Origin of the sequence: Pseudalkalibacillus sp. SCS-8 (assembly GCF_040126055.1) — a bacterium.
Classification (GTDB): domain Bacteria; phylum Bacillota; class Bacilli; order Bacillales; family Fictibacillaceae; genus Pseudalkalibacillus; species Pseudalkalibacillus nanhaiensis.
The window spans coordinates 1,075,154-1,089,928 of the sequence record NZ_CP143541.1; the positions used below are offsets into that span (position 1 = coordinate 1,075,154).

General features: G+C 45.4%; 13 protein-coding genes. 11 read left to right on the forward strand and 2 right to left on the reverse strand.

The features are described from left to right. Positions 1–90: 90 nt before the first annotated feature. The 3 genes from V1497_RS05550 to V1497_RS05560 all read left to right on the forward strand — a co-directional run bounded on the left by V1497_RS05550 (position 91) and on the right by V1497_RS05560 (position 2,199). Positions 91–570 carry a GyrI-like domain-containing protein gene (locus V1497_RS05550; RefSeq protein ID WP_349409982.1) on the forward strand — a complete coding sequence of 160 codons (480 nt, stop codon included), beginning with the start codon at positions 91–93 and terminating at the stop codon, positions 568–570. 21 nt (positions 571–591) lie between these two features. After that, the gene (locus V1497_RS05555) at positions 592–1,056 is read left to right on the forward strand and encodes a phage tail protein (protein ID WP_349409983.1); all 465 of its coding nucleotides are present in this window, start codon (positions 592–594) and stop codon (positions 1,054–1,056) included. Positions 1,057–1,242: 186 nt separating this feature from the next. Continuing rightward, a complete protein-coding gene (locus tag V1497_RS05560; protein WP_349409984.1) occupies positions 1,243–2,199 on the forward strand; it encodes an alpha/beta hydrolase in 957 nt (318 codons plus the stop codon). Between the two features lie 55 nt (positions 2,200–2,254). Here the strand turns inward: V1497_RS05560 and V1497_RS05565 are convergent, their stop codons facing one another. Continuing rightward, positions 2,255–2,503 (reverse strand): hypothetical protein, encoded by a 249-nt coding sequence (locus V1497_RS05565; RefSeq protein WP_349409985.1) that lies wholly within the window; start codon positions 2,501–2,503, stop codon positions 2,255–2,257. A 531-nt stretch (positions 2,504–3,034) separates the two neighbouring features. Here V1497_RS05565 and V1497_RS05570 point away from each other — a divergent pair. The 3 genes from V1497_RS05570 (at position 3,035) to V1497_RS05580 (ending at position 7,824) form a co-directional block, all read left to right on the forward strand. Next, the gene (locus V1497_RS05570; RefSeq protein WP_349409986.1) at positions 3,035–5,500 is read left to right on the forward strand and encodes a S8 family serine peptidase; all 2,466 of its coding nucleotides are present in this window, start codon (positions 3,035–3,037) and stop codon (positions 5,498–5,500) included. A 197-nt stretch (positions 5,501–5,697) separates the two neighbouring features. Beyond that, positions 5,698–6,669 carry an ornithine carbamoyltransferase gene (gene argF / locus V1497_RS05575; RefSeq protein WP_349410752.1) on the forward strand — a complete coding sequence of 324 codons (972 nt, stop codon included), beginning with the start codon at positions 5,698–5,700 and terminating at the stop codon, positions 6,667–6,669. Positions 6,670–6,774: 105 nt separating this feature from the next. Next, positions 6,775–7,824 carry a hypothetical protein gene (locus V1497_RS05580; RefSeq protein WP_349409987.1) on the forward strand — a complete coding sequence of 350 codons (1,050 nt, stop codon included), beginning with the start codon at positions 6,775–6,777 and terminating at the stop codon, positions 7,822–7,824. Between the two features lie 73 nt (positions 7,825–7,897). Here V1497_RS05580 and V1497_RS05585 read toward each other — a convergent pair whose 3' ends face one another. Further along, on the reverse strand, positions 7,898–8,677 hold the full coding sequence (locus V1497_RS05585; RefSeq protein ID WP_349409988.1) for a sulfotransferase family 2 domain-containing protein: 780 nt from the start codon (positions 8,675–8,677) through the stop codon (positions 7,898–7,900). Positions 8,678–9,005: 328 nt separating this feature from the next. On the opposite strand from V1497_RS05585, the gene V1497_RS05590 reads away from it, so the two are divergent. The 5 genes from V1497_RS05590 to eutH all read left to right on the forward strand — a co-directional run bounded on the left by V1497_RS05590 (position 9,006) and on the right by eutH (position 14,775). Continuing rightward, positions 9,006–10,367: an ethanolamine ammonia-lyase subunit EutB gene (locus tag V1497_RS05590; RefSeq protein ID WP_349409989.1), complete on the forward strand. Its 1,362-nt coding sequence runs from the start codon at positions 9,006–9,008 to the stop codon at positions 10,365–10,367. Positions 10,368–10,407: 40 nt separating this feature from the next. Next, positions 10,408–11,259 carry an ethanolamine ammonia-lyase subunit EutC gene (gene eutC / locus V1497_RS05595; protein ID WP_349409990.1) on the forward strand — a complete coding sequence of 284 codons (852 nt, stop codon included), beginning with the start codon at positions 10,408–10,410 and terminating at the stop codon, positions 11,257–11,259. A gap of 112 nt (positions 11,260–11,371) precedes the next feature. Beyond that, complete coding sequence (locus tag V1497_RS05600; protein ID WP_349409991.1) at positions 11,372–12,796, forward strand: sensor histidine kinase; 1,425 nt, start codon at positions 11,372–11,374, stop codon at positions 12,794–12,796. Next, entirely contained in the window at positions 12,797–13,390 is a 594-nt protein-coding gene (locus V1497_RS05605) for an ANTAR domain-containing response regulator (RefSeq protein ID WP_349409992.1), read from the forward strand. Positions 13,391–13,494: 104 nt separating this feature from the next. Then, complete coding sequence (gene eutH / locus V1497_RS05610) at positions 13,495–14,775, forward strand: ethanolamine utilization protein EutH (RefSeq protein ID WP_349409993.1); 1,281 nt, start codon at positions 13,495–13,497, stop codon at positions 14,773–14,775.

Here is a 14,775-nt window from a genome sequence, read left to right on the forward strand (position 1 = left end):
TCATTTTTTGACATGATTTAGGATTATGATAAACCTATCAAGCGAAGAAGACAATGTATTTTAAAAAATTAAAAATTGGAGGGTTTTGAGATGGGGAATTATATCCTTGAAGAAAAAGACAGCTTTACGGTCATAGGTTTAGGAACGGAGCTAAAAAGCGATTACACAGACTTTGCTGGTGTAAACAAGGAAAAGTCAGACTTTTGGCAAGCTGTCAGTCAAGATGGAAGGCTTGACACTTTGAAATCCATGGCCAAAAATGACTACATTTTTGCGGTGAACGAAGCAGTAAATAACAAGATGATGCATTATGCAGGAGTCATGACAGAGTCGCCCGCACCTGAAGAAGCCAGAGTGATCCAATTTCCTAAGGGTGAATACGTGGTAGTTAAAGGGGAAGGGAAGACAGCTGATGAACTGAGTATCAACCTTACTGGTATTGCCTTTGGTCAAGTGTTGCCAGAAGTGAAGGATGTTGCCTATGTAGGTGGGCCGAATGCAACGGTAGAGATGGGGCATCGAAACGGCTTCGTATATGGTGAAATGTGGATTCCTGTTGTGAGGAAGTAAAAACAAAAAGGAGAGATGCCCATGTCCTATACCGTTGATTTTAAAAATGTGTCTCCGGTAGGTTTAGAGTCCTCACCTGTAGTAGGAGCGCTCGCTGGTTTGCGTGCTAACGAAGCGCGGTACTTTATGAAAAAATATAAACATAAATTCTCGGTTGTACCGGCTAGTGAAAGCCAAGAAACCCTTGATTTTGTGAACCGAATTTTAAAGGAAGAACGGGATATTGAGTTTTCTGCCAAACCATTAGAAACGTCATGTTTTCAAGTGGAAAATATCAAGTTTGCCTACGTCTTCTTTGAGGACGGTCTAGGGGTTAATGTTATGTATACAGTTGATAATCCAAAGAAGCGAGCCGTAGGTTTCAAGCTTTCGGAGGGGATGGAAGTACCTAAGGAGCTAGAAGGGAAGTTTAAGTTTGCCAGGCAAAAGTCTAAACTAGCTGGAACGATTCGGGGCTCCTTTTTTGTAATCAAAGGAGAATATTAAGGTAAGAGAAAACTCCGAAATAGATTTAGCGTAGAACCCAATATACTGGCGTATCCCTAAAAGAATTTAGGATACGCTTGTTGTTTGTAAAGGTATTGTAAAGAACTACCATGCTGTTTCGGCTTACTTCCTCTTATTATACTAGTATAATGGAATTAGAGAGAGTTTTGGGGAAGGAGACAAAGAGTGTTAAAGAAAAAAGGGGTCAAATTTGGAATAGGATTACTTAGCATTCTATTAATCATTAATATCGCTGCTAGTTTTTACTTTTATGATTTAGCCATCAAGCGGGATGTGAAGGAATTTTTAGCAGGGAATAAGGACTTGGAAGTATCTGCAGAGGCGATGGATACTTTTCTTAACGGTGACTGGCGGTCCTGGTATCGTGCTCAGGACTTTGAAAGATGGGAGATTCAATCCGCTGATGGACTGAAGCTTCAAGGATACTTTCTAGAAGCCAAAAAACCAACTGAGAAGACCGTCTTATTCGCCCATGGCTATCTTGGAGATGGTCAGGATATGGGAATCTATGCTGAACACTATTATGAAGAACTTGGATACAATGTGTTGACTGTCGATTTACGTGGTCATGAAAAGAGTGAAGGCGATTATATCGGCTTCGGATGGCATGATCGATTGGATATCACACAATGGATTGATACGTTGGTTGAACAGCGAGGTCAGGAAACGGAAATCGTCTTACACGGTGTTTCCATGGGCGCTGCAACTGTATTGATGGCGAGCGGAGAAAAGCTTCCTGACAATGTAAAAGCGATCATTGCTGACAGCCCTTTTACAAGTGTTTATGATTTATTTGAGTACCAAATGAATCGTATGTATAACTTGCCTGACTTTCCACTACTACCGACGACTAGCCTCGTAACAAAAATGAAAGCAGGTTATTCATTCACAGAAGCATCCGCTTTGGACCAAGTGAAAAAAGCAGAGGCTCCGATCCTCTACATTCACGGAAATGATGATGTCTTTGTACCGACAGCGATGTCGAAGGAGCTATATGAAAATACGAAAAGTGAAGCAGAGTTCGTAACGTTTGATGGGGCGAACCATAGCGAAGCGTTCGTGAGTCATCGTGAGGATTATGAAGTAGAGCTAGAGGAATTCTTGAACAAACATATGGATTGATACAAAAAAGGTGCAGCTAGTGGCTGCACCTTTATCATTATATATGTAATGCGGATTAAAGCCTGTCAGACGGCGAAGTTTCTCTCATTCCTTTGTGGCTCTTTTCAAGCATTTCTTCCGTTGCTACAAAAAACATTCCAATAAGGAAGATGAACACTGCACCAGTCACGGTCCCAATTCCAATCGACATCAGAAAGCTGAAATCGCTTACAATCAAGCCGATTAAAAACATCATGATGCCTAATGAAAGGACGGATCCCCCAACAAATTTTGTAGCGTTAATTATTTTTGTTTTCGAATTCATGTTCCTCATCCCCTTTCTTCTATTATTGATTCTTTGTCACAATTTTGTCAAATACTTTTCGAGATTTGGACACAACTATTTCTTGAATACCACATCGATCGTTCCCTGTATCTTTTGTATTCCTAGTTTAAGTGGGGATAAGTGCTTTACCTTACCCTCAAATCAGCTATTTTTCACTTTTCAGGGGGGATAAGATCTTTATCTTACCTTCATTACTGTCTGTTCTCGGTTTTGAGGGAGGATAGAGCTATTATCCTGCCCTCAACATCAGCTTTTCCCCGTTTATGGGGAGGATAACGCCTCTATCTTGCCCCAATTATGGCTACCAACCATTTATGGGGGAGGATAGCCGGCGCGTCTTCACTGTTAATTAGTCCAATCCTACTACCCATCTCCCGCCTATACAACTTTCTTTCTAGTCCTCCTATATCTTTTGTTGTTCGTACTTTATACCTTTTGCAGAATAGCGTCGTTTTGGATTTATTGAAATAATAAAAGTATTCAAACGATTACGCTATGGGAGGCGGAAAGATGAAACGGATAACCATTTTGATGAGCTTTATGCTCGTACTTTCGACGTGGATGATGGCATTATCACCGGCATCGTCGGTAAGTGCACAGACAAACACGACGACTGTCAATGCCACGTTGGTTGAAAAGATGAAGGGGGCAACAGGACCGCTTGAGGTCATCATTACGTTCAATACGAACGACGCTCCGCAGGCTGAACACGTCGATCTTTTAAAAGAAGTAGGAATTACGAAGGGGCTTGTATTCAATGAGCTTCCGATGGCTGGGGCTCTTGCTACACCAGATCAAATCAACGCTCTTGCTGGAAAATCTGAAGTCCGCTCGATCTATTACAACGAAAAATTAGAGTATGAGAACAATACAGGTACTGCAATGACGGGTGTCGATGAGCTACGTAACGATGCTGACTTGACGAAGAAAAACGGTGGCATGCCGGTTTCCGGTAAAGGCATCGGCGTCCTTGTCAATGACAGTGGAGTAGATGGAACACATAATGACATCAAATTCGGTAACCACCTCGTGCAAAACGTACAAGGTGCGACGAACTTGAACGCATTGGTTGATGTTCTTCCGGTTACATACGTTGAGGATGTAGCCAATACTGATACAGATTCTGGACACGGGACACACGTTGCAGGAATCGTTGGTGGTAACGGTGCAATGTCCAAAGGGAAATATGAAGGTGTCGCACCTGGTGCTGACCTTGTCGGTTACGGTTCTGGGGCTGGAATCGCGATCCTTGATACGATCGGTGCATTCGATTACGCATTAACAAACCAAGCTCAATACAACATCCGTGTTGTGACGAACTCTTGGGGATCTACAAGTGATGCAGGTACGGACTTCGATCCGGAAGATCCGATCAACATTGCAACGAAAAAATTGTATGACCGCAACATTGTCGTCGTATTCTCAGCAGGTAACTCTGGACCTGGTGAATCAACGATTTCAGGTAACTATAAAAAAGCCCCTTGGGTAATAACAGTTGCAGCTGGTGATAAGCAAGGTGGACTTGCAGACTTCTCTTCACGCGGTGTGAAAGGGAAAGGCGGAACAGTGAAAATTGACGGTGAAGAGTTCGTATGGGAAGACCGTCCGACGATCACAACGCCTGGTAAAGACATCATTTCGACTAAAACGGTATCTCCACTGACAGCGCTTGGTGCAGATCAGGATGCAGAATATCTTGAGCCGGCACACTTACCGTACTACACGCACATGAGTGGTACGTCAATGGCAGCACCACACGCAGCTGGTATCGTCGCGTTAATGCTTGATGCTGATCCGACGTTGACGCCGATGCAAGTGAAGGAAATCATCCAAAAGACTGCAACGAACATGCCAGGATATGAGGCGTGGGAAGTTGGAGCAGGTTATGCGAACGCATACGCTGCTGTCGATATGATTTTGAATGGCAAAGAATACGGTGAAACTTTAAACTACACGAATGAATACAATGCGAACGTCGACATGAACGTTGAACGTGAGCCTGTCGAAGTGAACTACAATCCAGCAACGGCATCTTCTAATAAGATGGAGTTCAATGTGGAAGAAGGTTTGACTGAACTGACAGCTAAAGTGAACGCGAAGGGCGTTCTCGGTGAAACAGGGAACCCATTGAACTTGATTTTGACAGCTCCAGATGGAACACAGTATTCTTCAGGGATCTATCTTGTGTTCACGTTGTACACGGATCGTACCGTTCAAGTGACGAGCCCGATGGCTGGGAAATGGACGCTTGAATTGAAAGGTCTATCTGGTGGCCCGGCTGCACCTGAAACTGTAAAAGGTGAATTGGCATTTAAAAAAGCTGCAGGATTTACTGGGTTGAACGACATTGAAGGTCACCCAGCTGCGGCAGCAATCAAGACGGGTGTCAGCGAGCGCTTGGTTGATGCGAAGGCAGATGGAAACTACAAGCCAGACAGCGCATTGACTCGTGCAGACCTAGCGAAGTACTTGACGATGGGCGCGGCTGTCCGTCAAAACCTTACTGGAGCTTCATTTACAGACGTGAAGGCAGCTGATGCAGCTTACGTTCAAGCCGTTACGGCTGGTGGAGCAGCACTGAAGGATACCGATTTGAGCGATGCTGGAGTCATGCTTCCGACAGCTGAAGGAACGTTTGCTCCAAATCAAGCGGTGAACCGTGCAGAGTTGGCTTACTCACTCGTTCAAGCTTTAGGTCTTGAAAGTCAGGCGAAGGATTTGAACGATGATCCACTAACTGTCCAATATAAGGATGAGCGTATTGCGATTCAGGATGCAGATGCGGTACCAGCTGAATGGAGAGGGTATGTACAGCTTGCACTTGATATGAACATCTTGAATGCATACTTCGACGTGACACAAGGTCCATACGATAAGGAGCCGACAATCGTTGCTTCCTTCAATCCGGACCAAACCGTTACTCGCGGAGACTATGCTGTAGCAGTATCCCGTTACTACGCTTCCTATTTCCAATAAAATAGACATAATAGCAATGCTGACCCGTATCAGGCTCCCCCACCTGGTACGGGTTTTTATTCGTCTCCATACATTTTTATGAAATGAAAACGCTTTAGTAGCAAAGAATTCAAAAATATCATTGAATAAATATAATAAAGTATGTATGATTATTCGTAACCATAAGAAGATAGGAGAGGTGTTCAGTGGTATTTACAATGGAGGCGAAACAAACATATGGGGTAACATCATCCAATTTTACAGGTCAGGATTTTCTGGCCTTATCTGATTTCCACTCATCGGAAATCATGTATTTATTGGAGAAAGCCGTTCAAATCAAAGCAGAGCTGAAGGAGGGAATTCGCCGGAAGCCGCTTGAGGGGAAAGTGCTTGCGATGATTTTCGATAAGGCCTCAACCCGTACACGTGTTTCGTTTGAAGTTGGAGTCGTTCAGCTCGGTGGGGATCCGATTTTTCTCAGTACGAAAGATATCCAGCTTGGTCGTGGGGAGAGCATTGAGGATACGGCGAAGGTTTTATCGGGCTATGTGGATGGGATCCTCATTCGTACGTTTGCACATCGAACGATTGAACAGTTCGCTGCACATGCGGATGTCCCTGTGATCAACGGCCTGACAGATTTACACCATCCAACCCAGGTGATGGCGGATCTGCTTACCATACTCGAGCACAAAGGGAAGCTAGCTGGATTAAAACTGGGCTATGTCGGTGATGGTTACAACAACATGACACATTCGTTGTTAGAGGGTGCTGCAAAAGTCGGGATGGACATCACCGTTGCGAGTCCATTCGGCTATGAGCCCGATCAGATGATACGCGATCATGCGAAGCTCGTTGCGAAACAGAATGGAAGTTCAGTTGTCATATCGAACTCACCAGAAGAAGCGATTACGGATGCGGACGTCGTGGTGACCGACACGTGGTCCAGTATGGGAATGGAAGCTGAAGCAGATGAGCGAAATGAGATCTTCAAACCTTATCAGGTGAACGCGGATCTTTGCGCAAAGGCGAAGGACGACTATATTTTCCTCCATTGTCTACCGGCGTACCGTGGAAAAGAAGTGACCTCAGAAATCATTGATGGTCCACACTCGGTCGTATTTGATGAAGCAGAAAACCGTCTCCATGCGCAAAAGGCGATAATGGAAGCGTTAATGGGCGGGATGTGACAAATAGAGAAAGGGCGTAACGGCAGATGCAGTTACGCCCTTTTTTGTATGTTGCTTTTTAACGTAAAATAGAATACGATTTAACGTAATAGGAGGTGTGCGTACATGGAAACGCTCGAAGACATTCGATTGAATGTCCCCTTTTTACGGAAAAAAGTGCCGAATCTGACGAGTGCAGCCCGGTCAGTCGGCTTGCGTCCAGCGACGGTTTCGAATCTTTGTACCGGAAAGATTCCAGTTGGACGGGCTGAGGTGAAAACCCTCGTTGCGTTAGCGAACCTAGCGGATTGTTCGCTCGATGACCTCATCATAAGAGGCGAGAAGATCGACATGATCGAGACAGGAATTAAGACACTCGATCTGTTTGCACCCCTTGCAAAAGAAGGGACGATTGGTCTGGTGGCAAGGCCAGGGATGGGGCAGCTTGTTGTTCTTGCTGAGATCTTTTACCGGTTAAAAGAGGGGGGGTATACGACGGTACTACTGAAGCCGGAAGGGGATCATCCTGACCTTGATGAAAAGGAAGATTTCTATGAGCATGTAACGTACTCGATCGAGGAAACGTTGGAGAAAATGCGTAAACTGGGGAAAAAGGAAATCGCTTTTGCGACAGATCGCTCCCACGTGTTAACAGGTGAGCTTCACGACCTTCAGGATCGACTTCAAGAGGATGGGATTAAAAACATCACCACATTTCTCGTTGATTTAAAAGGAGAAGCGATGGATGAGGATTTACCATACGGTCCGCTCGAGACGTTGTGGCATTTCGATATGGACCTCGCATCGCGCAAGAAATTCCCAGCGGTCAATCCGATGTATTCGACCTCATCTGTGTTGGAGGGTGCCCATCTGGACCAGCATCACCTGACGATTCAGCAGCGTGCGCAGAAGCTTTTACGGCGATACCGGGAACTCCGAGCTCTCGTCAATGCTCGTGGGATGGACAGCTTACCAGATACGGAGCGCACAACCTATAACCGCGGAGAACGACTGGAAGCGTACTTGACCCAACCGTTCTATGTGGCCGAACAATATACCGGAGTAAAAGGCGTAAGTGTAAGCCTGAAAGATACTGTCTCAGATGTACAGAAAATCATGGATGGCACAACAGATGACCGTCCAGTCGACCAACTCACCTACATTGGAACCTTGTAAATATTCGTAAGTTGTAATCAGACCAGACGATGAATAATGACAAAAGAGCTGACAATACCCTGTCAGCTCTTTTTTAGATTTTTCTTTGGTCATAACCATACTGAATAAAATCCTTTTGATAAATGGTCCTTACTAAGTTCATTGTGTCTTGATCGTAGAAATTTTCATATGGGGGCAAAGATTGATAAAAAGACATGCTCGTTAATCTCATATTTGCAAAATTACGATTGTCGCGTGAATTCATTTTTTCGGTGACATGATGTGGAGATCTGATAATTTCATCTAATGGCGATGGGTTAAGCTGATACGTTTTCTCGATCTTTTTGATGGAGGGCGTGAATTCTTCTAGTTGAATAACGTTCTTGATGAACATCTCTTCTCCGTCAAGATACTGTTGTATCATGTGTCCATCGATATTTCCACGCTCAACACCTTTATTTCTTACCCGATACAAAAACTGTTTGAACGACAATCCCTGATCCATTCCGGGTGCCAACCTGTTTAAAATCCTTGGCGTCCTGAGGGTATGAAAGTACGAACTCACCGCTCTCGTATAAGGATTGCGTACGAGCTTGTAAACATCTTTTGTCCCATTCAGCAAGTGCTTCCGGATTTTATTCGTGTGATTCTTTTGTTGTTCAAATACTTTTATTCTGTAAGTATGAATGATTTCATCGTAATCTTTTGCTGTTTGCAACAAACCGTTTTGGTAGAAAAACCATTTGATAAGAGATGTACATCCACATTTAGGATTCCAGAAAAAAATGATAGGGAAATTATCATCATATAGGGGGAGCGGTCGGGTCATCATTTGATTTGCAAGCCTGCGTTTATGGGAATTATGCATTGTCATTCTGTATACCTCCACAAGGGTTGTCCAAATCTCGATTATTTAGGATATGCGCAACTGCAACCTTGTGTGAAGGGATCACCTATTTACTTCTCTCTTGTTTTTTGAAAAGCTGAAAACTGCCTTTCTATTTAATGGCATACATAACACTCACACCGAAAACTTTTAACTTCCCATCTATGAAAAATCTTTATTTTCAGAACAATGTCTGTTATGCTCTACATAAGTGAATATTTACGTAGGTAAAGGTGCCTAATTCATTGGAGGAAGTCTCTGATGGTTGGGCACCTTTTTGTTTTCTATGAATAATAAAGCAAAGAAGGTGAGTTGAATGAAGTTATCCTGCCGCTTACGAGGTGAAGTCTACCAGTTCGATTCGGTGAAAGAAGTATTGGCGAAGGCGAGTGAAGAAAAATCCGGGGATAAGATGAGTGGAATCGGAGCCAAATCCTCACTCGAACGGATGGCAGCCAAATACGTCTTAAGTGAACTCCAGTTGAGAGACATCTATGAAAACCCGATCATTCCGTATGAGACGGATGAGGTGACGAAGCTGATCTATGATGGACTCAGTGAGCCAATCTATAACGAAATCAGCAACTGGACGGTCGGGGAATTGCGGGAATACATCTTATCCCACAAAACGAACGGAACCCATCTTAAACGTCTGAGCCGCGGTCTCACGAGTGAGATGATTTCCGGTGTGGCGAAGCTCATGTCGAGTATCGACCTTGTGCTTGCTTCCCAGAAAATGAAGCATCAGGCGCACTGTAATACGACGATCGGTGAACCGGGAAGGCTCGCATTCCGTTGTCAGCCGAATCATCCGATCGACAATCCTGATGGCATTTTAGCCTCGATGAAGGAAGGTCTCTCTTACGGATCTGGGGATGCGGTCATCGGTATCAATCCGAACAATGAAGCGGTTGAGTCCGTGCATAAGCTGCTTTCAATGAGTCATGAATTCATAGAAAAGTGGGAAATCCCGACGCAGAACTGTGTGCTTGCTCATATTACGACGCAAATGAAAGCGCTTCAACAAGGTGCACCTGTCGCGCTTATGTTCCAGAGTCTTGCTGGTACGAAGGCTGCAAACGATGATTTTGGCGTTTCGAAGGAAATCCTCGATGAAGCGTATGAGCTCATGCGTGTGAAAGGAACCTCAGCTGGACCGAACTTCTTTTACTTCGAAACAGGTCAAGGGTCAGAGGTTTCACTCGATGCACACTTAGGTGTGGACATGCAGACACTTGAATCCCGCACATACGGATACGCGAGACATTGGCATCCGTTCATGGTCAACAACGTGTCTGGATTCATTGGACCGGAAACCTTATATGATGGGAAGCAGATGATCCGTTGTGATCTTGAGGATTTGTTCATGGGGAAACTACATAATTTACCGATGGGCATTGCTCCGACGTATACGAACCATATGAATGCGGATCAGAATGATCAAGAGATTGCCGGCATGCTGACGACGGTTGCCGGGGCGAACTTTTACATGGGTGTACCTGGTGGGGATGATGTGATGCTCAGCTACCAGGATACGAGCTACCATGACGATGCGAGTTTACGAGAGATGCTCGGACTCAGGCCGCTGGCTGAATTTGAAAAATGGATGGAAAAGATGGGGCTTATGGAAGATGGCCGATTGACCGATGCGGCTGGCGACCTCTCCATTTTTGATTGATTCCATAATCTTAACGTTAAAAGAGAAAGGGAGTGAACAAATGGACATTGAACAAATTGTCAAAGAAGTGATGAAGGAGCTGGAACAGAACAACACCTCAACAACACAACGGCCGAAGACAAGTACGAATGCTGATAAAACGTTCGACTATACATCTGAGAAAAAAGTGACGGTCGACGCTCCGAAAAACAAGGAAACGATTGAATCGGCCCAGGAGATTACACCTGCACGAATTGGGATCGGCCGCACAGGGACGAGGATGAAGACGAAGAACTACCTCGATTTCCGTGTCGATCATGCTGCCGCTCAGGATGCCGTCTTCAAGGACGTCGATGATTCGGTCCTGGAAGAAATGGACTTACCGATCTTGAAATCACGTGCAGCGAATATGGAAGAGTACTTGATGAACCTCGATTCTGGGCGAAAGCTGGATGAGGCGTCAGCGAAATGGTTGAAGGAAAACGGTACGAAAGGAAAACAAGTGCAGATCATCGTTTCGGACGGTCTCAGTTCTACTGGAGTGGAGCACACGATTCCCGATCTTCTGCCAGCCCTTAGGCAAGGTCTTGAAGGAAAAGGTATCTCAATGGGGAAACCTGTTTTCATCCGTAAGAGCCGAGTGTGGATTCAGGATGAAGTGGCATCAATCGTCGATTGCGATCTTGTCATATCCCTGATCGGGGAGCGACCAGGACTTGCCACATCACGAAGCATCAGTGCTTACTTGATTTACCGACCGGATGAGTCGAGTGTCGAGGCGGATCGTACCGTGTTCTCGAACATCCATGATGGCGGGGTTCCACCCGTTGAAGCAGGTGCGTATCTCGCAGACGTGATAGAGGAAATGCTGGAACATCGCGTCAGTGGTGTAAAATTCTCTCAGTTGAAGTGATTCGACAGAATTGATGGAAAATTGACATATATTCGAACCATGCTTATAATGTCAGGTAGTTTCTAGGCTGAACGAACCATTTAACGAATGGAAAGTAGGTGGAGGACACCTGATGAGTGCAACAATGTCAATTGAGTCGATTTGTCATGATCATACGAATCTATCAGAAGAAGAAATCAACAAGATTATCGAAGTCAGCCAGACGATCCAGATGACCGCTGATTTGTCCAAGGCGAACATCTTCATCGATTGTTTGATGAAGGATGGAAAACAAGCGGTCGTCGTGGCCGAGGCTTCGCCGACGACAGCAAAACCGATTTATGAAAACCCTGTCATAGGGATGAAAGCCTATGAATCTTTTGAACCAGCCGTTCTTTATTGCCTCAAATCCGGTAAGGCGATGACGTCGAACCGTGCCATCACGCAAGAACGGAAGCAGGTGGAACAGAGTGTCGTCCCGATCCGTGCCGACGAAGGACATGTGATTGGTGCACTCGTAATGGAGAAGGACATAAGTGATAAGCTTAAAGAACGTGCTGAATTGAAAGCGTTGTCAAGGACGGCTGAATCACTCAGTGACCTTCTGATGGATGTGTCTGATACGCATCCCGTCATTCCGGACCTCATCGAGGAAGCATTCTTTTTTGTTGAGGAAACTGGCAATCTTCTATACTCAAATTCTTCTGCCATCAATCTCGTTCACGGATTGACGGGGAAGGGGTGCCGATCCGGTGAAAATCTCGTAGAATTACTTCCATTCTTAGAAGAGATCATCCAGCATCCTGACGATTTGTTCGTCACGGAGAAGGAGATATTCAATAAGAATTTCAAGGTGAAGAAAATACTTTTACCTCAAAACGAAAAATACAACGGCATGTTCATTGTCCTTCGCGATCTTACGGATCTACGGGACAAGGAAAAAGAGTTGATCATGAAATCCGTTGCCATTCAAGAAATCCATCATCGGGTGAAAAACAACCTTCAGACGGTAGCAAGCTTGTTGAGACTGCAGATGCGGAGGGGGATTCCAGAAGAAAGCAAGGTCTATTTCCTTGAAAGCTTGAACCGGATTCTCAGCATCGCTTCGGTCTATGAAGTGATTCTCTCCAACAGCAGCATCGATGAGGTTGACATATACGAGTTGACCGTAAAAATCGGGAACATGCTTGTGTATGTCGAACCCCAGGCGGAGGCGAGGGTGAACATCGCCTTCGAGGGAGACAAGCTGACCATCGAATCGAAGCGCGCCGTCTCTGTCGCTTTGATCATCAACGAGCTGATTCAGAATTGTATGAATCACGCATTCAAAGGAAAATCATCTGGGAACATTCGGGTTACATTCCGGCAGGATGGTGATTGGATCAAAATCAAGGTGAAGGACGACGGGATCGGGTATGTCGCAAGTACGAAGCCATCGCTAGGGCTTGAAATCGTCAACATGATGGTCGAGCATGACCTGGATGGTGAATTCGATTTGAGAAAAGTGGAGCAGGGGACGGAAGCAGACATCACATTTCCATTAGAAGGAAGGATATGAATGAGTAAACGAATAGTGCTGGTGGAGGACGAATCCATCGTACGGATGGACGTGAAAATGATTCTTCAGGATGAAGGGTATGAAGTCGTCGGAGAAGCGGGTGATGGTGAAAAGGCCATCGAAATGGTGGACAAGCACAAGCCGGATCTGATCATCATGGACATCAAGATGCCGAAAATGAATGGACTGAAGGCGAGTAAGATCATCTCACAAAAATTCAATATTCCGATACTCTTACTGACGGCCTACAGTCAAAAGGATTTTATCGATAAGGCGAAGGAAGCGAATATCGTCGGGTATATCGTAAAGCCCGTATCGAAGGATCGATTGATTCCATCTGTCGAAATCGCATTGCACCAGGCGGAAGTATCCGAACAGTACCGCGAAAAGGTGAAGGAAGCGAACGACAAGCTTGAGGAAAGGAAGCTCGTGGAAAAAGCGAAAGGCATTCTCATGGAACGCTTTGGCTACAGTGAGGAAGTCGCGTTCAAGAAGATGCGCAACACGAGCATGAACAAGCAGGTGACCATGAATCGGGTAGCAAAGCACGTCATCAAGAAATATTCATCGAAAGAAGTGCAGACCATCAAGTGAATAACGTTTAGCAAAGGTGCTAGCAGAAGGTGGAAACACGCTTCTATGGCACCTTTTTGTCTTTTTTAGGTGTAAAAAAATGAAAAGGGAAGCGGGGAAATGGAATGGTTCTAATAGGAAATATCGTCATTTATATCATCATGATTTGTGCCGTCGCCGGTGCAATCGCCTCCATCAAGAACAGTGAGGATGGAATCGGCGGACAGTTCATGGAAGGGGTTCATGCGATCGGCCATATTTTCGTACCAGCCGCTGGTATCATGGCTTCGATCCCATATCTATCCTGGATGATCGACAAGTTCGTCGGTCCATTTTTCGAAAAAATCGGAGCGGACCCAGCTATCGCAGCAACAGCAATCCTGGCATCGGACATGGGTGGCTATCAGCTCGCAGAAGCACTTCAGCAATCGTATGAAGGCTGGATCATGGCGCTCATCGTCGGGTTCATGGCAGGGGCGACCATCGTCTTCTCAATTCCGATGGGTCTAGCAATGCTTGATCAGCGTGACCATAAATACATGGCACTTGGGATCATGTCTGGTGTATTGACGATTCCGATCGGGGTATTCATCTCCAGTATCATCATCACTGTGTCGAATGCCAAGGTAAGAGACGTCATCTCTACAAACACAGAATCAACGTATGAATTTGCAATCAGTTATTTGAAAATCTTTGCGAATCTGACTCCACTCTTAATTTTCGTCGTCGCGATCGCGGTCGGTCTTTATTTCCTGCCGGATCTGATGATCAAAGGATTCATGTGGTTCGGAAGGATTTTGGATGCGGGGATCAAGCTCGTGCTTGTGTTCTCGATCGTTGAAATTTTCACAGGAGTGTTCTCGACTGTATTTGGTGGTTGGGGCTTCGATCCAATCATGGCCGATGCGGACGATCAGTTCCGGGCGTTGGAGACAGCCGGGTATATCGGAATCATGCTTGCCGGTGCGTTCCCGATGGTGTACCTGTTACGTAAATTTGCAGCTAAGCCACTAGAGAAAATGGGTAAGAAGCTAGGCTTGAGTGCAGTTGGTAGTGCTGGACTTGTCGCAACGATCGCAAATATCCTTGCAATGTTCAAATTGATCCGTTCCATGCCACCGAAGGATAAGGTCATCAACATTTCATTCGGTGTATGTGCGGCGTTCTTGCTAGGAGACCACTTGTCCTTTACAGCGAACTTCCAGCCGACGCTGATCCTGCCGATCATCATCGGTAAACTCTCTGCAGGTATCATTGCAATCGGTGTCGCGTACTGGATTTCCGTACCGAAAGCGCGTGAGCTTGAGCGAATCGATCGTCAACAAGGTATCATTGGTGAAGACGAATATTTGGAGAAAGAAGGATTAGGAGAAAAGGAAGTCGCAGCAGCATCGGAGGCGAAATAA